The sequence below is a fragment of the Aeromonas sp. ASNIH2 genome, from assembly GCF_002934795.1.
Lineage (GTDB): Bacteria > Pseudomonadota > Gammaproteobacteria > Enterobacterales > Aeromonadaceae > Aeromonas > Aeromonas caviae.
In genome coordinates this window covers 3,936,243-3,962,209 of record NZ_CP026406.1, presented here as the reverse complement: position 1 = coordinate 3,962,209, position 25,967 = coordinate 3,936,243, and the positions used below count along the sequence as shown (strand labels likewise).

Below are 25,967 nucleotides of genomic sequence, written 5' to 3'. Positions count from 1 at the left end.
TCTCTCGTCATTTCATGGGGATGAAATTGATTTTTCAGGTGATGTGCCCCTCTTTCTCTGTTTGCGTGCACAGCTGACTGTCATCAAAAAACACAACAATATGATAAAAAAGTCCCGTATGGGCCATGCTGATGCACAGATCCGTGACACAGGTGCAACAAGTCGTGATAAGGTGCCGTTTTTCCACGTTTTGTGATCGAGGCCCCGATGTTGCTCAATGTGTTGCTGATCCTGCTGCCGCTCGTGATCGGCTATCTGGTTCCCCTCTCTTCCGCCCGTCTGATCAAGCTGGTCAACCAGTCCCTGGGCAAGATGGTCTACCTCATCCTGTTCCTGATGGGGCTGGGGCTGGCCTATGTGGAGAACCTGGGCAGCAACCTGGCAGTGATCTTCAAGGTGGCAGGGGTGATGCTCGCAGCCATTACCCTCTGCAACCTGCTGGCCCTGTGGTGGCTGGACAAACGCAGCCCCCCCACCCACGAGGCCAGTGACGGCAAGATGCCGAGCAAGCTGCACCTGTTGTGGGAATCCCTCCAGCTCTGTTTCGTGGTGTTGGGGGGCGTCTTGCTGGGGCTGGTGGTGGACCTGCGCGCCCTGCCCATCGACAAGTTGAGCGAGTGGGCCCTGATGCTGCTGCTCTTGCTCATCGGCATCCAGATGCGCAACTCCGGCATGCGCCTGCGCCAGATCCTGCTCAACCCCTGGGGCATGAAGATCGCGCTCACCGTCATCCTCAGCAGCTGGCTCGGCAGCCTGCTGGCCGCCCAGCTGCTCGGCATGCCCTCTGCCCATGGCCTCGCGATGAGTTCCAGTTTTGGCTGGTATTCGCTCTCCGGCATCCTGGTAGCGGACAAGCTGGGCCCGGTGCTGGGCTCCGCCGCCTTCATCAACGATCTGGGGCGCGAGCTTATCGCCATCCTCATCATCCCGGTGCTGATGCGCCGCCACCCCAGCGCCGCCATCGGCTACGGCGGCGCCACGGCGCTGGACTTCACCCTGCCAGTCATCCAGAAATCCGGCGGCATCCAGGTGGTGCCGGTGGCCATCGTCTCCGGCTTTATCCTGAGCCTGCTCGGCCCCATTCTGATCCTGGGGTTCCTGGCCATCTGAGCCCCATGGCACGACAAAGCCCGGCACTGCTGCCGGGCTTTTTGTTGATGAACTGAGCAGGCTGGATGACAGGCGCCGGTATTTAGGTGCGCCACCGGCCCCCACTCATCACCCGCTCGATGGCGAACGTATCAGGATCGATCAGCAGCAGATCCGCATCCTGCCCTACCCCTAGGGTACCCTTGCTCGCAAGCCCCAGCGCCCTGGCCGGATTGGCCGTCACTACCGCCAGTGCCGTCTCCAGTGCCACCCCCTTGCAGCAGGCCGCCACCACCTCCTGCCACAGGCTCCCTATCTGGCCACAGCGCAGCTCGATGAGCCGCCCCTCGCCGTCAAAGCGCGGCAGACTGGCGTTGGCATCCGAGCTGAAGCTGATGCGATCCACGGGCACGCCCGCCGCCAGCAACGCCACCAGGGCGTCGGCCGCGAGCCGCTCCCCGTCATCCAGCAGATCCGGGAAGCTCGACGTGGTGAGGTCGACCCAGCCGCCTGCCCGACCCCACTCGATGGCCTCGGCAAAGAGCCAGGGGTTGCGGTTGCAGTGGGTGGGGTAGAGCTGGCGTTGCGGGATGTCGGTGCCGTCCCGCAACGCCCGCAGGGGCGCCAGCCCCCCCCGGCCATCCCCCAGGTGAAAGAAGCTGACGCCACTTTTACCCGACAACAGCCCGGCCACCCGCGCCTCGCTCGCCAGCCGCGCCAGCTCGTCGTGGGTGGGGGCGCTGGACCTGTGATCGCTGATGGCCACCTCCCCCACCCCCAGCACCTCGGGGATCAGCATGATGTCCGACTCCACCGTGCCGGTGAGGGTCTTGACCGGCAGGTGGTAGGAGCCGGTGTACATGAAGGCGCTCACCCCGGCGGCGCGAAACTCGCGCACCTTCCCCAGCACCTGGGCCGGGCTGCGGGTCAGGCTGTCGGTGCCGAGGGCCGCCACGAGCGTGGTGACCCCCGCCGCCAGAGCTGCCCTTGCCGAGAGCTCCGGCGTGCGAAAGCCGAAGCCTCCCTCGCCGCCGCCTCCGGTGATATGGGCGAGCGGGTCCACCAGTCCGGGCACCAGATAGCGGCCGCCAGCGTCCACCCGCGTCAGTGGCCAGTCGGCCGGAACCGTCAGTCCCTTGCCCATCCAGGCGATGCGGCCATCCGCCACCAGCAGATCCTGCTGGCCGAGTGGGGCCGGACTATGGATCTGCGCACCCTCGATCAGGGTCAACATGGGGTCTCTCCTTGCTGCATGAAAAAGGAGGGAGCAGGCTCCCTCCGACTGTTACCCATCAACCGCCATAGATATCGTACTTGAAGTACTTCCGGTTGATCTCCTGATACTTGCCGTTGGCGCACAGGGCCTTGATGGCGTCGTTCAGCCTGGCCCTGAGATCCTGATCCCCCTCGCGCACCGCGATCCCCATGCCGTCGCCAAACCATTGACGGTCGGTCAGGGCCGGCCCCACATAGTCGAACTTGTCGCCCCCTTCCTTGCCAAGCAACCCCTGTTCGATAGCCGAGGCGTCGGCCAGCAGGGCCAGCACCCGTCCCGCCTTCAGGTCGAGGTAGGCTTCATCGGCACTGCCGTAACGCACTATGGTGACGCTGGAGCCGAAGTTGTCGGTCAGGTACTTGTCGTGGGTGGTGGCCCGCTGCACGCCGATGCGCTTGCTCGCCATCCCTTCCGGCGTCAGCGTCAGTTCGGTGCCCCTGGCCGCCACGAAGCGGTTGGGAATGTGGGCATATTTCTCGGTGAAGTCGACCTTCTTGCGCCGCTCGTCGGTGATCGACATGGCAGCGATGATGGCGTCGTACTTGCGCGACAGCAGGGCCGGGATCATGCCGTCCCAATCCTGGGCCACCAGTTCGCACCTGACGGCCATCTGCTGGCACAGGGCGTTGGCAAGATCGATGTCAAATCCCTTGATCTCTCCGGACGCATCGGTCCATGAGAAGGGTGGATAGGCCCCCTCCACGCCAAAGCGTACCGTCTTCCACTCCTTGGCGGTGACGGGGGTGGCGAGCAGACAGGCAGCAACAAGGGCTGACAGGGTCAGTGTGGTCTTCATCGTGAGTACTCCATTACATAAAAAGCGCACAGGCGCGGTCAAGGCATCGCAGGCAGAGGCAAGCGATGGCCAACAAACGGCAAATTGCAGATGAACGGGATTACGCCGCCATGGGCGTCAATGAACTGCTCCGGGGCCTCGACTTATTCGTCGAACCACTCGGAGAGATAGAAAGGCTTGAAGTAGAAGGCCAGAAAAAAGCCTCTGGCTTTGCGCATCATGGTGATTTGTCGCGTCCTGTGACAAAGATGGCAAGCACCTTACCACGCCTCAAATTTGCCCGGCAAGGGGACTTGGGGATGAAACATCCTGCCCATGGTCAATTCGGCCACGATTCGTTAGGCTCGGATCACCCGTTCACGCCCAGGCACGCGAGCCCCATCCCATGAATTTTCTCGCCCACCTCCATCTGGCGGCCCATACCGGCAGCTCCCTCACCGGCAACCTGCTGGGGGACTTCATCAAGGGCCCGCTGCCGACGGGTCTGGCTGACCACTTCGACGAGGGGATCTGGCTGCACCGCAAGATAGACGCCTTCACCGATGCCCACCCGGCCCATCGGGCCGCCGTGACGAGCTTCGCCCCCCCCTGGCGCCGCTTCGGCGGCATTGTGGTGGACATGCTCTACGATCACTGGCTCAGCCAGCACTGGCAGAGGTTCAGCGCAGCCCCCCTGCCCCACTTTCTGGCGCAGAGCTATGGTCAACTTCTCCTGGATCATCACAGCCTGCCACAGGGCCTGCCGATGGCCCTGCGGCGCATGGCCGAGCAGGACTGGCTGGCCTCCTACCAGTACCGGGAAGGGGTGGGGGCGGCCCTCAACGGCATCGGTCGTCGGCTGCGCCGCCCCGTGCCGCTCGGGGAGGCGCTCGACGCCCTGGATCAGGCTCGCTGGACCGAGGACGAGCACGCCTTCCTGCACTTCTACCCGGAGCTGATGCGCTTTTGCGAGGCGCAGATCGCCGCCCATCGCACTGCCACCTCATCCCCGCCATAAAAAAACGCCCCGAGCGGGGCGTTGTCATCGGGGGAACGCTCAGGCCTTGGGGCTGGCCGGCAGGAAGCGAAACGCCTTGGCCGGGACGAATTTCTCCGCCGTCTCCCCCGCATAGAGCTGCTGCTCGGTCAGGGGCAACTTGCGCACCGGGGCCCCCGCGGCGAGATCCAGCTTGTCCATGCTCACCCAGAAGGTGTTGGGCAGATGGGTCAGCTCGAAGAAATAGCGGCGATGCTGCTGATCCGCCACGCTGCGCCACAGGGTAGTGGAGATGTTGGGCTGATCCGGGGTGCTGATCCCCATGGGTACCGAGACGTTGCGCATCACGCTCATCACCCCGGCCACCGCCTCGTTGGCCTGGTCGGTCTTTGGCAGGGTCTTGATGTAGAAGGAGGCGCGGGCAAAACGATCCGCCGAGCGGTTGGTGCCGGGCAGCATGGTGAGACCGCCAATCTCCTCCCAGTAGTCGTTGAGAGCCAGTTGCTTGTCAAAGGTCGGCGAGTTGGTCATCACCTGATAGCTGCGGTCGTGGTAGATCTGCAGCTTGCCCCCCACGTACTGGAAGATGGCGGAATCGCCGCTCGCATCGGAGAGGGAGAGGTGCAGCTGGCCCGGCTTGCCATCCGGGGTCAGGGTGGTCACCACATAGAACTCGTCCTTCGACAGGGCCTCGACCGCCTCGGCCACGGTGGCGAAGTTGTCCAGCGCATACTGGGCCCAGAGCGAGATGGAGAGGGTCTTGCGCGGATCCTTGTCGCTCGGGGTCACATACTCGGACTCGGTCAGATAGAGGAGGTTGGCCACCAGCCCCTTCTCGTTCATGCCGTCGGCGGTGCCCGCATCGAAGCCTGCCGCCACCACGGAGCCGTAACGCGACGTCCACGTCATGGAGTGCGCACCGGCCTCCCCTTCCCGCGCGATGCCACGGGGCAGCGCCCAGAGATTGGTCGGCATGGCGCTGCGCCAGTCCATGGTACGACCGGTCACCACCAGCGCTCCCTCCCCCTGATAGACGGCGCGGGTACAGGCATCGGCGAGGGAGCTGACGGAGAGGGAGACGGTCAGGGCCAGCAGGGTCTTGTGCAACAGGGGGGAACGCAGGATTGTCATATGGATCACTCGAGTCTGGTGAAAACACAAGCATACCCCTTTTTGCATAACAGGGGCTGACTGAGGCTGGCAAGCCAGGTGGCAAATCTGTCAACAGAGGCGCTTCCCTGCCAATCAGCGATCAATATCCATAAATTAATCAAGGAGATAAGCAAGCCACTTCGGGGCGATACCGCCAGATGCCATTCGCTGGCTTGCGTCGGTTTCAGACACATACCCTGCCCGCCAGCAGGCGGACAGGGAGGGGCTCAGCCTTCCTTCTTGCGGATACTCAGCCCCAGCTCGCGGCCGCGCAGGCGGGCATAATAGATGGTGCCCACAAACGCCAGGGTGGTGAGCACCAGCTCCACTACCGCCAGCCACCGCTCCCCCTCATCCGTGGTGATCAGGGTCAGGGCGTGCAGGAAGTAGGGCATCAGCACGAAGTTGCCCCAGGCGTGGGTGTAGGGATTGCCCTGCACTATGCCCTTGAGGGGGAAGAGCAGCGGCACCGTCCAGATCACCGGCAACAGCCAGGGGGCGAGATCCGGGTGGGGCGAGAGCCAGAGGTGCCAGAGCAGCACCCAGGCCAGCAGGCCGAAAAAACCGGCCAGGGTAAGCAGACGGGCGAAGCGGGTGCTCACTTGAGGATCTCCAGCACCTGCTCGGGCGGACGACCGATGCGGGCCTGCCCGTTTCTGATGACGATGGGGCGCTCGATGAGCTTGGGGTGCTGGTGCATGGCACGAATGAGGTCATCGCCGCTCACCTCGCCGAGCCCCAGCTCCTTGTAGAGATCCTCCTTGGTGCGCATCAGCTGCCGGGGATCCGTGAAGCCAAGCTGACTCAGGAGGGTGCGGATCTGTGCCTCGCTCGGTGCCTGCTCCAGATAGAGCACCACCTCGGGGGCGACCCCATGCTGTTCCAGCAAGGCCAGGGTTTCACGGCTCTTGGAGCAGCGCGGATTGTGGTAGATTTGGGTCTCGCTCATGATAACTCCCTGATTAATCGCAAGATGGGACAAGAAATGGCGCTATTGTAGGGGAAACGGATGGTCAGGGTAAGCGGGAAGGCTATGGAAATGAAACGGATCTGTTGGCTGATTGTGGCAACCCTGCTGGGGGCCTGCAGCCCGGCACCCGACTTCACCGACGGCGCGGGAAAGAAGGTCAGCCTCGCGGATCTCGGTGGCAAGCCGCTGCTGGTCAACTACTTCGCCCCCTGGTGCGCCCCCTGCCTGCGGGAGATGCCCCTGCTGGCAACATTGCACCAGGAAGGGCGGATCCGGGTGATCGCCATCAACTATGACCCCGCCTCCCCCGCCGAACTGACCGAGCTGGCACGGCGCCACGCCATCAGGGTTCCCCTGATGATCCCGGATGACGACGCCCGCCTCCCGTTCCCAAGGCCCGGGGCGCTGCCCACCAGCTATCTGCTCGATGCCAGGGGCACGCTGCTGGAGACCCTGGTGGGGGAGCTGGACGAACAGAAGCTCGTCGAGATAAAACGCCGCGTGGCGAGCGCCCCATAGCAGAGCCATCCATCATTCTCATTTCTTCATCATCAAGATGCGTTGAAACCGATGAAAGGCCCTATTTTAGCCTGCAAAACAAGGCGGGGTGCCCCCAAAGGAGCACCCCGCCTGCCATCAACCCGCTCCGGACTCAGCCCTTGAGGCTGTCCAGATCCTTCTTGGCCCGCTCCAGCTGGGTGATGCGCGCCTCGATGCGGGCCAGGGTCAGCTTGTCACTGGTGGTGCCCCGGGCCACGATCAGTTCATCGATGGCCGCCTGGTAGTCCCCGCGCAGGGAAAGGGTCTCAGCCCGCGCCATGTGCAGGTCCGTCATTCTGCCCGCCTTGCGGTAGGCGTCCGACAGCAGGCTCCAGGCCAGGCTGTTCTCGTCGTGCTCCCGGGCATAAGGGTCCAGGATGGCGATGGATTTCTTGTAGTTGCCCCCCTCCAGATAGGCGTTGCCGAGGTTCACCACCACCACCTCGTTGTCCGGCATCCGGGTGCGGAAACGCTCCAGTCTGGCGATGGCCTGGGCGCTGCGCCCCTTGGCGAGATCGATGTCGGTCAGGGCATCCACCACGAAGAGATCCTCCGGGTGACGGGTCGCCAGCTCCTGCATCAGGGTGTCGGCCTCGTCGGTGCGCTTGAGCTGCAACAGGGCCAGCGCCTTGCCATAGATGGCGGCATCCTTGAGGGGGTAATCCCCCTTCTGCAGGCGGCTGTCGAAGTAGGTGAGCAGCGCCTGGGGCGTCTCGGTGCCATAGCGCACCTGGATGCGCACCTTGGCCAGCCAGAAGTCCAGGCTCGGCGGCAGGGCGCGCGCACCATAGCTCCCGGCCCGGGCACGGGCTTCGCTGATCCGGGTCTCCGGCAGGGGGTGAGTCAGCAGCATCTCCGGCGGCTTGCTGGCATAGCGGTACTCCGCCGCCAGCTTCTGGAAGAAGTTGGCCATGCCCATGGGATCGAACCCGGCGTCATACAGCGTCTTCATGCCGATGCGATCCGCCTCGTATTCGTTGTCCCGGGTGTAGTTGATGGCCGACTGCATCGACAAACCAAGCGTGGTCTGCAAGGCCGCGATGCCGGCGGTGGGGTTGATCACCGCGAGTGCAATGGAGCCCACCAGGCCGGCCAGGGTCATGGCGGAGCTGCTCGCCTGTGCCTCCATGTAACGGGCGATGTGACGCTGGGTTACGTGGGTGATTTCGTGGGCCAGTACCGAGGCCAGCTCGCTCTCGCTCTCGGCGTAGAGGAAGAGGCCGGTGTGCACCTTGACCCGGCCACCGAGGAAGGCCGCCGCGTTGATGCTGGGATCGTTGATGAGGAAGAAGGTGAACGGGAAGCGCACCCCGTCGGCATTGGTCAGCAGCCGCTGGCCCAGATCGTCGATGTATTCGTTGAGCACGGGGTCATCGATGATGGGCAGGCCCGCCCGGGCAAAACGCATGAAGGCGTTGCCATAGCGCACCTCCTGCTCGATGGGCAGTGCGGCGACCCCGGCGGTACCGATGTCGGGCAACTGGTTGCTCCCCTGGGCGTGGAAGGTCGCCCCCATCAGGGTGACCAACAGGGGAAGCGATGCTATCAGGGGGGAAAAACGTGCCACGTTATCTCTATCTCCAATCAGACCCCAGCGGGCATCGGCAGAATACCCTTGCCATTCAAGGCCCACAAGCGTTGTTTCATCCTCTCATCACGGCCATAATGACCGCCACGCACGCGATGGAGTTCTCATGGAACAGCTCGACCTGACCCCCTGGCGTTGTCCCGAGCCCCTCATCCGGCTCAAGCTCTGGTTGCGCCAGGCCCGGCCCGGTCAATCCGTGTGCATCCAGCTCGGGGATGCAGGCTCCCGGCAGGACATTCCCGCCTATCTGCGCCGTCAGGGTCACCATGTCCAGACCCGGGAAGAGTCAGCTGCCCGCCTCTCCCTGCTGCTCGTCGTTGCCCGTCCCCCCCGGGACGCCCTGCTCGCCCCCGAGCCCATGCCACCCACCCCGTGAGCCGCCATTCAAGGAAGCCTCGATGTTAGATGTATTGAAGCGCTGGTATCAGACCCGTTTTTCCGACCCCGATGCCGTCACCCTCTTCCTGCTGCTGGTCTTCTGCTTTGCCGTGCTCTGGCTGTTTGGGGATCTGCTGGCACCGCTGCTGGTGGCCCTGGTGATGGCCTATCTGCTGGAGTGGCCGGTGAGTCGCCTGCAACGGGGCGGCCTTTCTCGCACCGTCGCCACCAGCCTGGTCCTGCTGCTGTTCATCACGGTAACGACCCTGATGCTGCTGGGCCTCATCCCGACACTGGTGAGCCAGGGGGTCAACCTGGCCAAGGAGGCGCCCGCCATGCTGGCCCATGCCCAGGACTATGTCCGCACCCTGCCGGAAAAATACCCCGAGATCATCGACGTCAGCCTGGTGGAGACCATCATCGACAACATTCGCCAGCGCATCCTGACCGGCGGTGAACAACTGGTGAGCGCCTCTTTGAGTTCCCTCATCAACGTGGTGGCCATCCTCATCTACGCCATCCTGGTGCCCCTGATGGTCTTCTTCATGCTCAAGGACAAACAGGTGCTGATGGGAGGCCTGCGCCGCTTCCTGCCCCGCAACCGCACCCTGGTGAACCGGGTCTGGGTGGAGATGAACGACCAGATCATCAACTACATCCGCGGCAAGGTGATCGAGATCGTCATCGTCGGCATCGCCACCTATGTGCCCTTCGCCCTGATGGGATTGCGCTACTCCGCCCTGCTGGCGGTCGCGGTGGGCTTCTCCGTGCTCATCCCCTATATCGGCGCCGCCGCGGTGACCGTGCCGGTGGCCATGGTGGCCCTGTTCCAGTGGGGGCTGACCCCCGACTTCGCCTGGCTGATGGTGGCCTATTTCGTGATCCAGGCCCTAGACGGCAACCTGCTGGTCCCCCTGCTCTTCTCCGAGGCGGTCAACCTGCACCCGGTAGCCATCATCATCGCCGTGCTGGTGTTTGGCGGTCTGTGGGGCTTTTGGGGCGTCTTCTTCGCCATTCCCCTCGCCACACTGGTCAAAGCGGTGCTCAACGCCTGGCCCAAGCGGGAAGATCTCCCCCGCCCCGCCCCCTGACCCTGGCAAGGGGCGAGGCCGGGTCTCGCCCCTTCCAGATACCGGCCACCAGCAGCACCTCCGTGACGCTGGCTCATGCTTGCCTTGTCGGGTTTAATTGAAAACCGACATCCGTTTGACTTGCTACGCCGGTCTGATTCGTTCCCACGCCCACCCACCGACAAGGATCTGTCATGCCCCCACTCCCTGCCCTGCGCCATGCCTCTCTGGGTGCCTTTCTGGCACTGCTGTTCTGTTCTCCCGTCCGGGCAGACCTCGATATCGGGGCCCTCAGCGCCTTCTCCAGCGACAGCCCTGACAGCCCCATTCCCAAGGGGCTGGTGCTGGGCGGGGCCGTCATCGGCGGTCAGGCCCGTTACCAGCACCAGGACGATACCCTGATGCCCATCCCGGGGGCCCTCTATTTTGGTGACAACCTGATGTATCTGGGGGATCGGGCCCGCTACTACCTGAGCCGGGATGGCAACCTCTCGACCTATGCCTTCGGCCGGATGCGCTTTGGCAACCTGGACCCGGACGACGATCCCTTCCTCCATGGCATGGAGAAGCGCAAGGGGCAGTTCGAGGCCGGTGTTGGGGCCGATCTCATCACTCCCTACGCCCTCTGGAGCGTGCGGGCCACCACGGATGTGACCGGTACCAGCAACGGTCAGGAGCTGATGCTGTGGGCCAACTTCCCCATCATCCGCGGCCCCCTGCTGCTGATGCCGGGAGCCGGCGTGATGCTGCGCAGCCACAACCTCGCCAACTACTACTTCGGCGGTGTCTCGCAAGACGAAGCGAGGGCGGACAGGCCGGCGTGGAACACGGGCACCACCCTCTCCCCCATGGTCTCCCTCATCGGCAGCTATCGCTTCAGCGCCAACTGGATTGGCGGCTTTGGCATCAACTACGAGCGCTACGACGACGACATTGCGGACAGCCCCATCGTCCAGCATCAGGGAGAACTCTATGCAGGCTTCGGGGTGGGCTACATCTGGTAGCCCCATCCGGACTGGACAACAAAAAAGGAGCCCATGGCTCCTTTTTTACGGCTATCCGGCGCAGCGTCACCCTGCCACTTCGGCGAGAAATTCGGCGAGCGCCTGGTTGATGAACGCGGGGTTCTCCAAGGTCGAGATGTGACCAGCCCCCGGGATCTCCCTGAACGGGCACCCCAGCACCTCGGCCATCAGATACCCCTCCAGCACAGGGCGAGCCTTGTCCTCGCACCCCGTCATCACCAGTGCGGGCAGCCTCATCTCTTCGAGCCAGTCGATGCGATCCTCCCGGGTCACGAAGCTGCGCCCCACCGCCACCAGGCTCGCCACCTTGTCGGCGGGCCATTGGGCCAGCCGGGCCTTGAAACCGGCCATCAGGGCCGCGTCCGGTTGATGGGCGAAGAAGAGCGGCGCCACCTGATCGGCGATGGGCGCAGGAACGGCGCCGACCTGCTCGATCATCGCCAGCATGCCGAGATAGCGCTCGCAGGTGATCTGGGGTTCAAGGCCGACGAAGCTGTCCATCAGCACCAGGCCCTTGAGGCGAGCAGGCGCCATGCGCGCCAGCTCCACGCCCCACATGCCACCGATGGAGAGCCCCACCAGCACGCACTCGTCGATGCCAAGGGCATCGAGCAGCGCCAGGTGATCCCGGGCCAGGGTCGCCAGGGTGCAGGGCCCCTCGGGCAGCACATCGGAATCCCCGTGACCCCAAAGCTCGGGCACGATGCAGCGATACTGCCCCTTGAGGGCCTCGATTTGCGGTGCCCACATGGCACTGTCCCACAGGTAGCTGTGGCCAAAGAGCAGTGCCGGACCCTGCCCCTCGTCCAGATAGGCCATGCGGCGGCCCGCTATCTCCATAAACTGCTTCATGTTTTCTCCTGTTGCCAGCGGCGATGAAACTGGCTTTCCTGTTTTTCTGTTGCCAGCGGCTGATGAGGCGGCAGTGTAACACGCCACCCTTGGCAGGGGTGCCCGCCTGGTGCAAGCTGGAGAGACTCACAACGAGGAGTCACCAAGGAGAGGATGATGGCCAAGGAAAAGAGCAAGAAACGCCCCCGTCTGGACAAGAAGACCTACGAACATCACCTCGCCCACCTGCAGGAGGAGCTGGTCAAGTTGCAGGAGTGGGTCAAGCAGGAGGGGCTCAAAGTGGTGGTGCTGTTCGAGGGGCGCGACGCCGCGGGCAAGGGGGGCGTCATCAAGGCGATCACCGAACCCCTCAACCCCCGGGTCTGCCGGGTCACCGCCCTGCCCGCCCCCTCGGATCGGGAGCGTACCCAGTGGTACTTCCAGCGCTACGTGGCGCACCTGCCCTCGGCGGGCGAGATGGTGCTGTTTGATCGCTCCTGGTACAACCGGGCCGGGGTCGAACGGGTGATGGGCTTTTGCAGCGACGACGAGTATCGCGAATTCCTGCGTGCCTGCCCCGAATTCGAGCGGATGTTGATCCGCTCCGGCATCACCCTCATCAAATACTGGTTCTCGGTCAGCGACGAAGAGCAGGAGAAACGCTTCAAGGAGCGCATCAACACCCCCATCAAACGCTGGAAGTTCAGCCCCATGGATCTGCAGTCACGCTCCCGCTGGGTGGAGTATTCCCGCGCCAAGGATGACATGTTCACCTACACGGATACCGAGGATTGCCCCTGGTTCGTGGTGGACGCCGACGACAAACGCCGCGCCCGCCTCAACTGCATCTCCCACCTCCTTGGCAAGGTGCCCTACGAGGCGATCCACTACGAGCCCATCACCCTGCCCCCCATCAAGACCGAAGGCTATGAGCGCCCGCCGCTCACCAGCCAGCACTTCGTGCCGGACGTCACCGCCGCCCTCGAGTCAGACAAGCACGGGCAGTGACGGGCCCCGGCCAGCCGCACCCGCTGGCCGGAACCCGGGCTTCGGATGACGGGCAATAAAAAGCCGGTCTTGCGACCGGCAAAAGGCATTGAACGTATAGAAAGGAAAACCTGGCACTCTCGCCCTCTCAGGCGCGGATATATTTGGCCGTGCGCGGGAACGCCTGTTCTTTGGCATCGAACAGGTAGCAGGCTTCGGCCGGGATGCCGACGCTGTACTCCTGGCCGGTGGCCACGTCGATGTCGGAGCTCGCCTTGACGGTGAAGTCGTGACCATCCACGTCCATGTAGACGAAGGATTCTGCCCCCAGGTGTTCGGCTACCTGCACCACGCCGCTCACGCGGCTGTCGGCATGGGCATGACCCAGCGGCACCAGGTGCTCGGGGCGAATGCCCAGCTCCACCTTGTCACCCACCGCGCCGCGACGGGCATCCACCCGGGCACGCACGGTATCGCCGGAGGTGAGCTTGACCACGCACTCCTGCTCGCCGATCTCCACCAGCTCGCCCGCCAGGAAGTTCATCTTGGGGGAGCCGATGAAGCCCGCCACGAACTTGTTGTCCGGGTTGTGGTAGAGCTCGAGGGGGGTGCCGAACTGCTCCAGGTTGGTGGCCGCCTCGCCCTTGAGCGGGCTCAGCACCACGATGCGGTTGGCCAGCGTCATGGCCTCCACCTGGTCGTGGGTCACGTAGATGATGGTGGAGTTGAGCTCCTTGTGCAGCTTGGCGATCTCGATACGCATCTTGACCCGCAAGGCGGCGTCGAGGTTCGACAGCGGTTCGTCAAACAGGAACACCTGCGGCTGCTGCACGATGGAGCGGCCGATGGCCACCCGCTGACGCTGACCGCCAGAAAGGGCCTTGGGCTTTCTGTCCAGCAAAGGCTCGAGACCCAGGGTCTCGGCGGCGCGCATCACCCGCTTGTGGATGTTCTCCTTGTCCATCTTCTTGAGCTTGAGGCCAAAAGCCATGTTCTCGTAGATGTTCATGTGCGGGTAGAGGGCGTAGGACTGGAACACCATGCCCACGTTGCGCTCCACCGGCGGCACGTCGTTCATGTAGCGCCCGCCGATGGTCAGCTCGCCGCTGGTGATGTCTTCCAGACCCGCGATCATCCGAAGCAGGGTGGACTTGCCGCAGCCGGACGGGCCGACGAAGACGATGAACTCCCCTTCCTTGATGTCGAGGTTGATGCTGCGCAGGGTGTCCTTGTGGACAGCCGGGTCGTAATTTTTGCGAACGTTGTTGAGTACTACTTCAGCCATGTCGAGCTCCGCTCTTGAATCTTTGCAAATCGTGATGACGGGGGGAGCCAGCTCCCCCGGCCATGAACCGTTAACCTTTCACGCCGCCTGCGGTCAGACCGCCCACCAGCCAGCGCTGGGCGAGCAGGAAGACGACCGTGATGGGGAAGCCTGACAGCACGGCGGCTGCGGCGAAGTCACCCCACAGGTAGTTCTGCGGATAGAGGTACTGCTGGGCCCCGACCGCCAGGGTCAGATTGTTCACATCCTGCAACAGGATGGAGGCCATGGGCACCTCGGTGATGGAGCCGATGAAGGCTAGGATGAACACCACCGCCAGAATGGGCACCGACAGGGGCAGCAGGATCAGGCGGAACGCCTGCCACGGAGTAGCGCCATCGATGGCCGCCGCCTCCTCCAGGGAAGAGTCGATGGTCTCGAAGTAGCCCTTGATGGTCCAGACGTGCAGGGCAATGCCCCCCATGTAGGCCAGGATCAGGCCGCCGTGGGTGTTGAGACCCAGCCAGGGGATGTAGTCACCGATCTTGTTGAAGAGCGCGTAGATGGCCACCAGTGCCAGCACCGCCGGGAACATCTGGAAGATCAGCATGCCCTGCAGGATGGTGGACTTGCCACGGAACCGCAGACGGGCGAAGGCGTAGGCACAGGTGGTGGAGAGCACCACTATCATCAGGGCGGTGATGCCCGCCACCTTGATGGAGTTCCACAGCCAGGTCAGCACCGGGAACGGCGGCGGCGTGATGCTGCCATCGGCGTTGGTGATGGACATTCCGAGCGCCAGCTTCCAGTGATCCAGGGTCGGATTGGTGGGGATGATCTCCCCCACCGAGAAGTTGCCGTTACGGAACGAGATGGCGATGACCATGATCAGCGGGAAGATGATCAGTGCCAGGAAGCCCCACATCACCAGGTGGGTTGCCCACACCCGGTATTTGACTGATTTGGGTTGTACGATTGCCATGTTGAAGCCTCCTTACAGTTGCTTGTCGGCTTTGGACAATTTCAGGTTGAGCAAGGCCAGCGCACCCACGATGAGGAAGATGGCGGTGGCGATGGCACTGGCCAGACCGTAGTCCTGACCACCCGAGCCCTGGAACGCGATCCGGTAGGTGTAGCTCACCAGCAAGTCGGTGGTCCCGGCCGGCGTGGTGGCCCCGATGATGTCCGGCGCCCCGTTCGTCAACAACTGGATAAGTACGAAGTTGTTGAAGTTGAAGGCAAAGGATGCAATCAACAGCGGTGTCAGCGGCTTCATCAAGAGCGGTACGGTGATCTTGAAGAAGTTCTGTACCGGCCCCGCCCCGTCCATGGCAGACGCCTCGTAGAGATCTTCCGGAATCGCCTTGAGCAGGCCCATGCAGAGGATCATCATGTAGGGGTAACCGAGCCAGGTGTTGACGATGAGGATCATCACCTTGGCCAGGAAGGGATTGGTGTACCAGTCCGGCTTGATGCCGAAGGCCGCTTCCAGGAACAGGTTGATTTCACCGAAGTTCTGGTTGAACAAGCCCTTGAACACCAGGATGGAGATGAACGCCGGTATCGCATAGGGCAGGATCAGCATGACCCGGTAGAAACCACGCCCCCTGAGCTGCTCCCACTGCACCAGACACGCCAACACCATGCCAATCGCCAGGGTGAACGCCACCGAACAGGCGGAGAAGATCACGGTCCAGACGAAGATCTGCATGAAGGGACTCTGGATACCCGGGTCCGTCATGATGCGCATGAAGTTTTTCCAACCCACGCTCACCACGAAACCGGGGGCAATGCCCTTGCCGACGAAGTGACCTTCCGCATCGATGTACTGGTAGAAGCCGGTGTCACCGTTGGGCTGCATCAGCTCGCCGCTCTGGTTGTCACGCAGCAGGTTGCTGTCCTTGATCATGACGCCGGACTTGAGCACGGCGCCGTCGACCAGCTGGGTATAGAGCTGTTTCTGGGCGGCGAACTTGCGCAGGCTGCTCAGGGTCAGATGGATATTGCCTTCGGGCAGTACCACATCCAGGGCACTCAGGTGGGTGCGGTGATCGACGATGGCACGAATGGGTGCCGCCTTGTCGGTCGCCTCCCCGGCCAGGGGTTGCAACTGAACAACCTGGGGCTCGTCACGGACCCGTCCTTCACGGACGGCCAGGGTAAGCGCCTTGTTGTTCAGCAAGGTAAGGGGTTGACTGATAAAGGATTGGTCGTCCTGTTTCAGCAGCAGCTGAAACTGATTGTTCTCACCACCCAGGAGGGTGAAATCGAATTCACCGCCGGTCACCTTGTAGGTTTTTTTCAGATGGTAATCCCGTGCCTGCTCAAGGGAGAGCAAGTTGGATCCCGAATAGTTGGTGAAGGCGATGCCGATCGTGTAGGCAAGAGGGAAGATGATAAAAACAACCATGCCTGCCACACCGGGGAAAATATAACGGTGGGCATAGGTCTTCTTGTTCATGAAGACATAGAGACCGACGGAGACGACCACCAGATCGAGCAGGGCAAATACCCACTCGCCGCTGGCATACATCATCACGGCCGCATAACCATTAAGCACTGCGATCAGTGCCGCCATGGTCCATTTCAGCCAGACGTACTTGTCTTTCTTCGGACCGGCATAGGATTCGATAGAAGGTACTACTTCCATGCCAATTAACCTTTATTGCGCCAAGAGAGATTGAGAGAGTGGGAGGCCCGAAGGCCTCCCGGGTAGTGCATGCTTACTGGACGATACGCTTGGCAGCGGTATCCAGGGCTTCGTCAACACCCTGACGGCCAGAAGTGACGTTCTTGAGGGCGGTTTCGAAGGAGGACCAGAAACGGCTCATCTCGGGCACGGACGGCATCGGTTCGCCGTTCTGGGCGTTCAGCATGGTGGCCTTGATGTTGGGGTCGGCTTCCAGGGTCTTCTGGAAGGACTTCAGGGCCACGGCACCCAGCGGCTTGTCGGCGTTCATCGGCGCCAGACCGGCATCGGTCAGCAGGTAGTTCTCGAGGAACTCGATGGCCAGATCCTTGTTCGGGCTGGCGGCGTTGATGGTGGCACCCAGTACGCCAACGAAGGCCTTGGCGGGCTTGCCTTTCAGGGTCGGCAGCTGGGCTACGCCATACTTGATGCCGCTCTTGTCCAGGTTGCTCCAGGCCCAGGGACCGTTGATCATCATGGCCACTTCGCCCTTGTTGAACTTGGCGTCCATCACACCGTAGTCAATGCCCTTCTCCAGGTGACCGGATTTGATCATCTCGGAGATGTAGCCGACGCCGGCCTTGGCACCTGCGTTGTTCACGCCGGTGTCTTTGACGTCATAGCCGGTGGCGGTCTTCTTGAAGGCGTAACCACCGTTGGCAGCCACCAGGGGGTAGCTGAAGTAGGGGGTGTCATAGGCCCACATGATGGCGCGCTTGCCATTTTTCTTCAGGTCTTCGTCGATCTTGGCGATCTCTTCGAAGGTCTTCGGCGGGTTGGGCAACAGATCCTTGTTGTAAATCAGGCTGACGGCTTCTACCGCGACCGGGTAGCCATAGGTCTTGCCATCGACGGTCATGGCATCCCAGGCGAATTGCTCGAACTTGGCCTTGGTGGCGGTATTCGGGGTCACGGGAACCAGCAGACCGGACTTGACCCACTCACCGTAACGGTCGTGAGCCCAGAAGAAGATGTCCGGGCCGTTGCCGGTGGCGGCGGCTTGCTGGAATTTGACTTCAACCTGATCCGGGTGGGCGACGGTGACCTTGATGCCGGTTTCGGCTTCAAACTTCTTGCCGACTTCGGCCAGGCCGTTGTAGCCCTTGTCACCGTTGATCCAGATGGTCAGCTGACCTTCATCAATGGCAGCAGTGGCAGAGCAGGCCACGCCAAGGGTAGCCAGACCGATCAGGGATGACAGCAATTTCTTTTTCATGAGCCTTTCCTTGTATTAGTTCCGCGCTGTAAGAGCATTGTGTGCAGATGCATATTATCCCAAGCAGTCAATGCCTCACATGACACGCCTCGCATTTTTGAAATGCAATTACGTATTTTCTTCCAGAAAGTTATGAAAACATTTTCTTATTTCAGCGACTTAGGAAGGGATATCCCCATATTTTTGCCAAGATATGGAAATTAAATTACAGAAAGGAAATCAATTTACGTCATTGAAAGGGATTTCACCCCACTGAAAACCCTTTCATTCCCGATATTTTGTTCAATGTGTTAACAAAAGTACTGAGGTGGTTTCCATCTACATCACCCCCTTAAATAAAAAGGCACCGGAGCGGACTCCGGTGCCTTTTTGCAAAAAATGACGGCTGGATCACATTACGACTGGCGCAGCAATTGATCCTTGAGATTGGGCGGGACTCCCCTGATGGTCAGGGTGTCGGTCTGGGGATCGTAAAAGACCCGGCTGTTGAGCAACTTCTGCTCGAAGCTCAGAGTCAGGCCGCCACCGGAGCCCACAAACTTGGTCAAGCCCCGCAGGGTGGAACGGTCCGCCGGGAAGCGCTCCTCCAGCTCGTACTCCTGACCGATGAAGCTGTAAAAATCGAGGTCCCCATCACCGGGCAATTCCGCCGACAGCTCCTTGATCTCGATCTCCTCGCCGGCGCTGGCCTGCTCGGTGCAATATTTGAAGACCTGCTTCTTGTAGTCATTGCGCTCGGCCGGTTCGAGCTGGCGGCTGTCGCAGTAATCGTCCACCGCCTGCAGCAACCCCTTGTTCTGGATCTTGGCATCCATGCCCTCCCGGGCCCCCAGCAGATCCATGAAGAAATCCCCCAGCTTGCGACCGACCCGGCCCTTGCTGAAGGTGATATAACGACGCGAATCCCCTTGGGTTTTCCACTCGGTGAGATCGATGCGGGCCACCAGATTGAGTTTGCCGATATCCAGGTACTGGATGTGGCGCAGCTCCAGCGCCTCGCTCACGGTGACGCTCTCCTTGCCTTCCAGCAGGGCGATCATCAGGTAATCCACCCCCACATAGTTGTACTTGGCAATCAGCAACACCCCCTGCTCGTCCAGGGCATGCTCCACCAGCTGCTTGACCAGCATCTGGGTCAGGTTGACGGAAAAGGGGACGAACTCGGTCTGCTCCGCCAGCAGCTGCTCCAGGGCGATGCGAAAGGCGGGGGAAGGCTGCTTGGGGGCGTCTTCCCCCTCCGCCAGCTCGGCGACGGCGGCCTCGGGATCGGCGAAGAAGCCAAAGCCCTTTCCCCCCTTGCCGTTGTAGATGCGATGCAGCTCCGCCATCAGCCCTTGTACCGCCTCGTCGGCAGGCAGGGTCTGGCTGCGGGTATCGGCGTGGGGCTGGCCATCGTTGCCCGCCCGCAGGGAGTGAAGAATGATCTTGTCGATATCGAGACTCATGTCACAAAGCCATAGTGTTAGCCGAAAGGGTGAAGTATTATAAGGCGCTTTGAACCGAGGTGAACCCAAGATTATGCCCATCGTATCAAAGTACAATAACGAGCAGTTTGACGCCCTGATGAACGACCTGATCACCGCCCTGGAGAAACACAAGGCACCGGTGGATCTCAGTCTGATGGTCCTTGGCAACCTGACCACCAACATCATCAACGGCATGGCCCCGGCCCAGCGCCAGGCGATCACCGAGAAGTTCATCCAGGCACTCACCGCCTCGGTGGGCCATCGCCACGATGCGCACTGAGTTTCTTCGCATTCTTTGATGTTTTTCAAGCAGATGGATCATTATGGTCGAAACCGGCAACCCCTATCGCGATAATGTCTCTCGCCTGATCACCTGGGGGCATTGGTTCTCCTTCTTCAACATCATCCTGGCCATGCTGATCTCGACCCGTTACCTGGGCGCCATCAGCTGGCCGTCGACTACGCTCGGCGTGACCTATCTCGTCATCAGCTGGATAGGTCATTTCTCGTTCCTGAGCTTCGTCACCTATCTGCTGACCATCTTCCCCTTGAGCTTCATCCTGCCCAGGGAGAAGCCGCTGCGCTTCATTTCATCCATCATCGCCACCCTGGCGCTGGTGCTGCTGCTTATCGACACCCAGGTGTTCCAGCTGTTCAAGTTCCACTTGAATGGCCAGGTGTGGCAACTGCTGCTGGATCAGGCGCAGACCGAAGAGGGCTCTATCTGGAGCATCATCTTCGTGGCGGTGCCCGCCATCTTCCTGCTGCAACTGCTGCTGTCGGCCTATGTGTGGCGCAAGATCAACAAGCGCAAACGCCGCCAGTACGGCAATCAGGTGGGGCTGGCCCTGCTGGTCTGCTTCATCCTGACCCATCTGGTCAACAGCTGGGCGGATGCGACCCTGTATCAACCCATCACCATGCAGCGGGCCAACTTCCCCCTCTCCTACCCCATGACCGCCAGGAGCTTCCTGGCCAAGCATGGCTGGCTCGACCTCGAGCAGTATGAGAAGAAGGCCGAAGATCAGGGAAGCGCTGAGCACCGTCTGCTCTATCCCTTGCGCCCCCTCAGCGTGAGCGCACCCAGCGATCACAAGAACCTGCTGGTGGTGGTGGTCGACTCCCTGCGAGCCGACATGCTCAACAACATCAACATGCCCAATCTGCAACGCTACGCGGACAACCACTTCAATTTCCGCCAGCACATGAGTGGTGGCAATGATGAAGCCATGGGGATGTTCAGCCTCTTCTACGGGCTGCCCGGCCACTATTACGGGGACATCCGGGCCGACAAGCTCCCCCCTGTGCTGTTCGACGAGATGCTGCGTCAGGACTACCAGTTCGGCCTGTTCGGTGCACTGGAAGATGCCAAGCAGTATCGCCAGAGTCTGCTTGCGGGTCTGCGCAAACAGGTCTTCGTCTCCCGCCAGACCGATGACCGCAGGCTCATCGACGACTGGCAGCAGTGGCTTGGCACGCGCACCGCGGACAGACCCTGGTTCTCTCTGGTCTATCTCTCTAGCCCGGGGGATTATCAGGTGCCCGCCAGCATCAAGGGCCCCTTCCAGCCCGAGTTGACCCGCTTCAACCCGGCCACTGCCTATCGGCCCGAGAACCTGCAGAAGCTGGAGAACCGCTACAAGAACGCGGTCTTCTATACCGATCAACTGCTGGAGCAGATGCTGACCCAACTGCAATTGCAGGGGCTTGATGATCAGACCATCGTCGTGATCACCTCCAACCACGGTCAGGAGTTCAACGAGACCCAGAGCAACAGCTGGGGCTATGGCAGCAATTACTCGACCTATCAGGTGCAGGTCCCCCTGGTGCTGGCCTGGCCTGGTGCCGAACCTGCGCCCCAGGCGCAGGCGAGCAGCCACCTGGATCTGGTACCGACCCTGATGAAGAACATGCTGGGTGTACGCAACCCCTATCGTGACTACAGCACGGGGAGCAACCTGTTCGAAGCCAGTACACGCACCTGGCTGCTGGCGGGGGATCAGAATGACTTCGCCATCTATCAGGGCAACACCATCACCCAGTTCAACAAGCAGGGGGACTTCGAGCTGCTGGACCGCGACACCTATCGCCCCATCAAGCACGGCACCCCGGACATGGGCACCCTGCTCCAGGTGATGAACGAGCTCAATCGCTTCTATCGCGCCCCCTGATCAGCGCCAGCCCACCTCCTTGAGCCCGCCCCTATGGCGGGCTTTTTCTTGCCCGCACCACGCCCGTCTTCCCGTTTCCCATGGCGTCATTCGCAAACGTATGCCACCACCTTACTGACTTATCTCTCAAAAAACTCAATTCGATCAATATCATAAAAACAAAATGATAATGATTGTCATTTATTGATCTACTTGACTCCCTCTGCAATAATCCGCGCCCTCAGGCTTAAATGATAATTATTCTCAAATATGAAAATTCGACTTCTTCACTACTGGCTCATGCTGCTGTCCGGTACGGCGCTGGCTGCCAGCGATCCCGCCGGGGTCGACACAACGGACATGCACCCCGAACTCAAGGGGCGGGAAACCATCGTGGTCAAGGGACAGCGCATCGAGCAGAAGCTCTCCGACGTGTCGGGTTCCATCACCGTCATCACGGAAGAGGATCTGGATCGCCAGGTTGCCACCGAGCTCACCGATGTGTTCAAGAACGAACCCGGCGTCTCGGTGACCGGCTCCGCCGGGCGCCCCCAGAACATCATCATCCGCGGCATGGGCGGCAACCGGGTGCTCATCATCAAGGACGGGGTGCGGGTCAGCGACGGCTTTGGCGCCGACGACCTCAACGACAAGGTGGGCCGCTTCAGCTTCGATCTCGACGATGTCAAACAGATAGAGGTGGCCAAGGGAGCCGGTTCCTCCCTCCATGGCTCCGATGCCATCGGCGGCACCATCGTCATCAGCACCAAGCAGCCGGAAGATTACCTTCAGGGCCAGGATGCCTATCTCAGCAGCAAGGTGCTGCACGATGGCAGCAGTGACAAGCAGAAGCTGAGCGCCACCGGCGCCGCCCGGATACGGGATACCGAACACCTGCTGCGCCTCTCCGGCTGGCAGGGACATGAGACCGCCAACTACGACGAGAGCCGCATCCCGGCGGATCTGGATGGCATCAGCGCCTCCACCAGCTCTCGCATCCAGCTGAACGAACATCATCTGCTGCGCCTCGAACTCGACTACTTCGAGGACAACGCCGAGCGGGATCAGGGGCCGCGCGAAGTGCCCCAGCCCGATGGCAAGTGGCAGGTGCGCCAGTACCACGAGCAGGGCAGCCAACGCACCCAGGGGGGCAAGCTGGCCTGGGAGGCGAGCAACCTCGACACAATACTGGCCGACAGTCTAACCTGGAGTGCCTACGGCAATCACTCGAAAAACACCGCCAACAAGCGCAGCCTGCTGCAAAACGATCTGCTGAGCGGTTATCCGCGCTATCGCAGCGAACGGGAACTCGCCACCTTCACCGAAGACAGGATCGGTACCGAGCTGGATGTGCGCCGGGATCTCGCCACCGGCCCTCTCGCCCATCAGCTCAGTTACGGCATCGAGCTCGAGCGCACCACCCACGAGCGGCCGGTGGAGAAGCTGAGTCTGGAGGCCGGCATTCCCCAACCCGGCCAGTCCGCCCCCTTCAGCCGCGCCCGTACCGACAGGGCCGGAGTCTGGCTCGGCGACGTGGCCAGCCTGGGCCAGTGGCAGTTCACCCCCACCCTGCGCATGGATCACCAGTGGCTCACGCCGCTGGACGGCAGCCACGACAGCAACCACAGCTGGCACCTCTCCCCGAGCCTGGCCACCAGCTACCGCTTCAACGACCAGTGGCGCAGCTGGCTCAGCTATGCCAACGGGTTCCGGGCGCCTTCCTACGACAAGGTGTACGGCAACATCCCCCACTACTTCGCTCTGCCGCCCTTCGAGATCATCGCCAACACAGGGCTCAAGGAGGAGACCAGCCACAGCATCGAGTGGGGGCTGAGTGGCGAGGGGGACAACTGGAGCATCAAGCCAGCGCTCTTCTACAACCGCTACTACAACTTCATCGACTGGCGCGAGGTGGGGCTGCGCCTGAGCGATGGCGTCATCCTGCGCCAATATCGCAACGTCGCCAAGGCCGAAACCTGGGGGGCCGAACTCGCCGCCAGCTACTGGCTGACCCAGGAGTGGGAGCTCGCCACCAAGCTCGGCTGGGTCGATGGCGAGGACAACAAAGGTGAAGCGCTGCGCACCCTGACGCCCCTCGAGGGCAACACCCGTCTGAGCTATCAGGCCAATGAGTGGAGTCTGGGCATTCAGGCGGACTATGCCGCCGCCATGAGCCGGGTGCCCACCTGCGGCAACAGCCTGACCGGCCGCCAGGGGGACTGCCTCGAAAGTGCCGGCTGGCTCAGTTTCGCCCTGACGGCCGACTGGCTGGTCACCGACGCCCTCAAGGTCAACCTCAAGCTCGACAACCTGTTCGACACCCGCTACACCCGCTATCAGGATGTGGCCGGGCTGGAAGCCGGGACCGATGCTTCCCTCTTCACCCAGAGCAGCCGCACCCTGAGTGCCAGCCTGCGCTACACCTTCGTGGGGATCTGATGCACAGCCTATTGATCCTGGCCAGCCTGCTGGCCACGCCGGCCCCCGCCGCCCCCCTGCCTGAGGCAACCCTGGAGGCCGCGCCCCTCATCCCCGAGCGCCCGCGACTGATGAAGGGGGAGATAGCCCGCCTCGATCCCTATGGTGGCTGGCGTGACGACAGCCGTCAGGATCCCGCCCTCCTGACACTGCTGCGCGAGCAGAACCGCTGGACCGAGCGGCAGCTCGCCGGCCAGGCGCCACTGGTACAGCGCCTGCAGACGGAGTGGCAGGGCCGGGAGCGGGGCGACCCCGTGCCGGACGACTGGCTGAGTCAGGCTGGCAGCCAGTGGCGCATGGAGGCGGACGGCAGCCTGTGGCAACGCAGCGACGCCAATGCCGCCCCCCGAAAGCGGCTGGCTCCCCGCCAGCCGGCCGAGGGGTATTACGAGCGCGCCGCCTGGGCCCTGCACCCGGACGGGCAACTGCTTGCCCTGGCCGAAGACCGCAGGGGAGATCGGGACTACCGCATCACCCTGCTGGATCTGGCGAGTGGCGAGACACTGGCCTCTTTGCCTCACCGCGCCGGCGATCTGCTCTGGAGTCTGGATGGCAAGACCCTCTACACCCTCGCCAACGAGCACCAGACCCTGCGCCCCTGGCAACTACTGGCCTGGCAGGATGGCAAGGAGACCCTGGTGTATGAGGAGCGCGATCCCGCCTGGCTGCTCGGCCTCTATCGCACCACGGATCGCCGCCACCTGGTGCTGCAAAGCAACAACCACGACAGCTCGGAGCAATACCTGCTGGACGCGGGTCGGGCCGACCTGCTCAAGGGGCGCGAGCGCGGCCTCGAATACTACCTGGATACCCAGGGGGACAGGGTGCTGCTCAAGAGCAACCGGGACGGCGCCCTCGGCCTCTATCAGGTGGCCGACCTGAGCCTGGTGGCGAAGGGAGAGTGGCAACGGCTCTGGTCCGGCGAGGGCCGGGAACTCGAGAAGTGGCGCCTCTTTGCCCGGCACACCGTGCTGCAATACCGCAAGGAAGGGGATGACTGGCTCGATGTGCTGGACGCCAAAGGTGCGTTGATCCACAGCCTGCCGCTCACCGATGGCGCAGGCACGGCCTGGATCCAGGGCAGCCAGGAACCGGCCAGCGACAAGGTGCTCATTCGCCGCCAGGGGATGGCCGAGCCACCTCACCAGCGCTGGCTGGATCTCGCCTCCGGCGCCTGGGAGGGGACACCCGAGAGCAGGGACACCTCCCCCTATCAGAGCGAGCGACGCTGGATCGCGGGCAAGGATGGGATCAAGGTGCCTGTCTCCCTGGTCTGGCGCAAGGGCATTACCCACCCCAGGGCACTGCTGCTCTACGGCTATGGGGCCTACGGCACCCCCATGCGTCCCTACTACCAGCCCCGGGTGCTGAGCCTGCTGGATCGCGGCTTTGTCTACGCCATCGCCCATGTGCGCGGGGGCGGTTTGCTCGGCGAATCCTGGTACCGGGAGGGTCGTGGCCGGGACAAACAGCACAGCGTGGATGATTTTCTCGCCGTGGCCGATGCCCTGGCACGGGATCCCGCCATCGATCCCGCCCGGCTGTTTGCCATGGGCGGCAGCGCCGGCGGCCTGCTGGTGGCAGCGGCACTCAACCAGGCGCCCACCCGTTTCGCCGGGGCCGTGCTGCAAGTTCCCTTCGTCGACCTGCTGGGCACCATGCAGGATCCCGAACTGCCCCTCACCCGGCAGGAGTACGCCGAGTGGGGCAATCCGGCCATCCCGAGTGACTATGCCGCGATGCGCCGCCTGAGCCCCTACGACAACCTGCACAAGGCCCCTTATCCCCCCGTCTATGTGACGGGCGGCCTGCACGACAGTCAGGTGCCCTACTGGGAACCCCTCAAGTGGATAGCCCGCCTGCGATCCCATAGCACGGGAACAGGCCCCTATCTGCTGCGCACCGAACTCGACGGCGGCCACCTGGGCGCCCCCCGAACGGCGGCGCTGCGTGCGGCGCAGAAGTATGCCTTCCTGCTCACCCTGGCGGGCGTCAACCACTGACCCCTTGTCCTCTTTTTCTGGAG

General features: G+C 62.4%; 24 protein-coding genes. 12 read left to right on the top strand and 12 right to left on the bottom strand.

The window, feature by feature from the left end:
- The first annotated feature begins 207 nt into the window (after positions 1–207).
- Positions 208–1,110 (top strand): lysine exporter LysO family protein, encoded by a 903-nt coding sequence (locus C3F36_RS19085; protein ID WP_104456090.1) that lies wholly within the window; start codon positions 208–210, stop codon positions 1,108–1,110.
- Between the two features lie 82 nt (positions 1,111–1,192).
- Here C3F36_RS19085 and iadA read toward each other — a convergent pair whose 3' ends face one another.
- Together iadA and C3F36_RS19075 are read right to left on the bottom strand one after the other, a co-directional pair.
- On the bottom strand, positions 1,193–2,323 hold the full coding sequence (gene iadA / locus C3F36_RS19080; protein WP_103261798.1) for a beta-aspartyl-peptidase: 1,131 nt from the start codon (positions 2,321–2,323) through the stop codon (positions 1,193–1,195).
- Positions 2,324–2,381: 58 nt separating this feature from the next.
- Complete coding sequence (locus tag C3F36_RS19075; protein WP_104455694.1) at positions 2,382–3,161, bottom strand: ABC transporter substrate-binding protein; 780 nt, start codon at positions 3,159–3,161, stop codon at positions 2,382–2,384.
- A 65-nt stretch (positions 3,162–3,226) separates the two neighbouring features.
- Between C3F36_RS19075 and C3F36_RS19070 the strand changes: the two genes are divergently transcribed.
- Positions 3,227–3,550 (top strand): hypothetical protein, encoded by a 324-nt coding sequence (locus tag C3F36_RS19070; protein ID WP_104455693.1) that lies wholly within the window; start codon positions 3,227–3,229, stop codon positions 3,548–3,550.
- Positions 3,547–4,158 (top strand): acyl carrier protein phosphodiesterase, encoded by a 612-nt coding sequence (locus C3F36_RS19065; protein WP_104455692.1) that lies wholly within the window; start codon positions 3,547–3,549, stop codon positions 4,156–4,158. The genes C3F36_RS19070 and C3F36_RS19065 overlap by 4 nt, the downstream gene beginning before the upstream one ends.
- 39 nt (positions 4,159–4,197) lie before the next feature.
- On the opposite strand, the gene C3F36_RS19060 is transcribed toward C3F36_RS19065, so the two are convergent.
- The 3 genes from C3F36_RS19060 to arsC form a co-directional block, all read right to left on the bottom strand.
- Entirely contained in the window at positions 4,198–5,268 is a 1,071-nt protein-coding gene (locus C3F36_RS19060; protein ID WP_104452739.1) for a linear amide C-N hydrolase, read from the bottom strand.
- 248 nt (positions 5,269–5,516) lie between these two features.
- Positions 5,517–5,891, bottom strand: coding sequence for a DUF2069 domain-containing protein (locus C3F36_RS19055; protein ID WP_043155315.1), 375 nt, complete (start codon positions 5,889–5,891; stop codon positions 5,517–5,519).
- A complete protein-coding gene (arsC, locus tag C3F36_RS19050) occupies positions 5,888–6,238 on the bottom strand; it encodes an arsenate reductase (glutaredoxin) (RefSeq protein ID WP_104452738.1) in 351 nt (116 codons plus the stop codon). The genes C3F36_RS19055 and arsC overlap by 4 nt, the downstream gene beginning before the upstream one ends.
- 60 nt (positions 6,239–6,298) lie before the next feature.
- Here arsC and C3F36_RS19045 point away from each other — a divergent pair, with 60 nt between their 5' ends.
- Complete coding sequence (locus C3F36_RS19045; protein WP_104455691.1) at positions 6,299–6,778, top strand: TlpA family protein disulfide reductase; 480 nt, start codon at positions 6,299–6,301, stop codon at positions 6,776–6,778.
- A gap of 133 nt (positions 6,779–6,911) precedes the next feature.
- Here the strand turns inward: C3F36_RS19045 and C3F36_RS19040 are convergent, their stop codons facing one another.
- Complete coding sequence (locus C3F36_RS19040; RefSeq protein WP_223918331.1) at positions 6,912–8,366, bottom strand: beta-barrel assembly-enhancing protease; 1,455 nt, start codon at positions 8,364–8,366, stop codon at positions 6,912–6,914.
- A 127-nt stretch (positions 8,367–8,493) separates the two neighbouring features.
- Between C3F36_RS19040 and C3F36_RS19035 the strand changes: the two genes are divergently transcribed.
- The 3 genes from C3F36_RS19035 (at position 8,494) to C3F36_RS19025 (ending at position 10,839) form a co-directional block, all read left to right on the top strand.
- Positions 8,494–8,763: a sulfurtransferase TusA family protein gene (locus tag C3F36_RS19035; protein ID WP_042880621.1), complete on the top strand. Its 270-nt coding sequence runs from the start codon at positions 8,494–8,496 to the stop codon at positions 8,761–8,763.
- Positions 8,764–8,785: 22 nt separating this feature from the next.
- On the top strand, positions 8,786–9,856 hold the full coding sequence (locus C3F36_RS19030) for an AI-2E family transporter (RefSeq protein WP_029314318.1): 1,071 nt from the start codon (positions 8,786–8,788) through the stop codon (positions 9,854–9,856).
- A gap of 173 nt (positions 9,857–10,029) precedes the next feature.
- The gene (locus C3F36_RS19025) at positions 10,030–10,839 is read left to right on the top strand and encodes a MipA/OmpV family protein (RefSeq protein ID WP_232092701.1); all 810 of its coding nucleotides are present in this window, start codon (positions 10,030–10,032) and stop codon (positions 10,837–10,839) included.
- 66 nt (positions 10,840–10,905) lie between these two features.
- On the opposite strand, the gene C3F36_RS19020 is transcribed toward C3F36_RS19025, so the two are convergent.
- A complete protein-coding gene (locus C3F36_RS19020) occupies positions 10,906–11,712 on the bottom strand; it encodes an alpha/beta fold hydrolase (protein ID WP_041212789.1) in 807 nt (268 codons plus the stop codon).
- Between the two features lie 156 nt (positions 11,713–11,868).
- Between C3F36_RS19020 and ppk2 the strand changes: the two genes are divergently transcribed.
- Entirely contained in the window at positions 11,869–12,699 is an 831-nt protein-coding gene (gene ppk2 / locus C3F36_RS19015; protein WP_010674253.1) for a polyphosphate kinase 2, read from the top strand.
- 127 nt (positions 12,700–12,826) lie between these two features.
- Here ppk2 and C3F36_RS19010 read toward each other — a convergent pair whose 3' ends face one another.
- The 5 genes from C3F36_RS19010 to yejK all read right to left on the bottom strand — a co-directional run bounded on the left by C3F36_RS19010 (position 12,827) and on the right by yejK (position 19,292).
- Entirely contained in the window at positions 12,827–13,963 is a 1,137-nt protein-coding gene (locus C3F36_RS19010; protein WP_103259862.1) for an ABC transporter ATP-binding protein, read from the bottom strand.
- Between the two features lie 70 nt (positions 13,964–14,033).
- On the bottom strand, positions 14,034–14,924 hold the full coding sequence (malG, locus tag C3F36_RS19005) for a maltose ABC transporter permease MalG (protein ID WP_010674251.1): 891 nt from the start codon (positions 14,922–14,924) through the stop codon (positions 14,034–14,036).
- Between the two features lie 12 nt (positions 14,925–14,936).
- The gene (gene malF / locus C3F36_RS19000; RefSeq protein WP_104455690.1) at positions 14,937–16,592 is read right to left on the bottom strand and encodes a maltose ABC transporter permease MalF; all 1,656 of its coding nucleotides are present in this window, start codon (positions 16,590–16,592) and stop codon (positions 14,937–14,939) included.
- A gap of 73 nt (positions 16,593–16,665) precedes the next feature.
- On the bottom strand, positions 16,666–17,847 hold the full coding sequence (gene malE / locus C3F36_RS18995; protein WP_102948252.1) for a maltose/maltodextrin ABC transporter substrate-binding protein MalE: 1,182 nt from the start codon (positions 17,845–17,847) through the stop codon (positions 16,666–16,668).
- A gap of 395 nt (positions 17,848–18,242) precedes the next feature.
- Positions 18,243–19,292 carry a nucleoid-associated protein YejK gene (gene yejK / locus C3F36_RS18990; RefSeq protein ID WP_039038628.1) on the bottom strand — a complete coding sequence of 350 codons (1,050 nt, stop codon included), beginning with the start codon at positions 19,290–19,292 and terminating at the stop codon, positions 18,243–18,245.
- 73 nt (positions 19,293–19,365) lie between these two features.
- Here yejK and C3F36_RS18985 point away from each other — a divergent pair, with 73 nt between their 5' ends.
- The 4 genes from C3F36_RS18985 to C3F36_RS18970 all read left to right on the top strand — a co-directional run bounded on the left by C3F36_RS18985 (position 19,366) and on the right by C3F36_RS18970 (position 25,944).
- Positions 19,366–19,593: a YejL family protein gene (locus C3F36_RS18985; protein ID WP_039038627.1), complete on the top strand. Its 228-nt coding sequence runs from the start codon at positions 19,366–19,368 to the stop codon at positions 19,591–19,593.
- Between the two features lie 43 nt (positions 19,594–19,636).
- A complete protein-coding gene (locus C3F36_RS18980; protein WP_104455689.1) occupies positions 19,637–21,484 on the top strand; it encodes a DUF3413 domain-containing protein in 1,848 nt (615 codons plus the stop codon).
- A 279-nt stretch (positions 21,485–21,763) separates the two neighbouring features.
- Complete coding sequence (locus C3F36_RS18975; RefSeq protein WP_373369074.1) at positions 21,764–23,902, top strand: TonB-dependent hemoglobin/transferrin/lactoferrin family receptor; 2,139 nt, start codon at positions 21,764–21,766, stop codon at positions 23,900–23,902.
- A complete protein-coding gene (locus C3F36_RS18970; protein ID WP_104455687.1) occupies positions 23,902–25,944 on the top strand; it encodes a prolyl oligopeptidase family serine peptidase in 2,043 nt (680 codons plus the stop codon). Before C3F36_RS18975 ends, C3F36_RS18970 begins: the two co-directional genes overlap by 1 nt.
- The last annotated feature ends 23 nt before the right edge of the window (positions 25,945–25,967 follow it).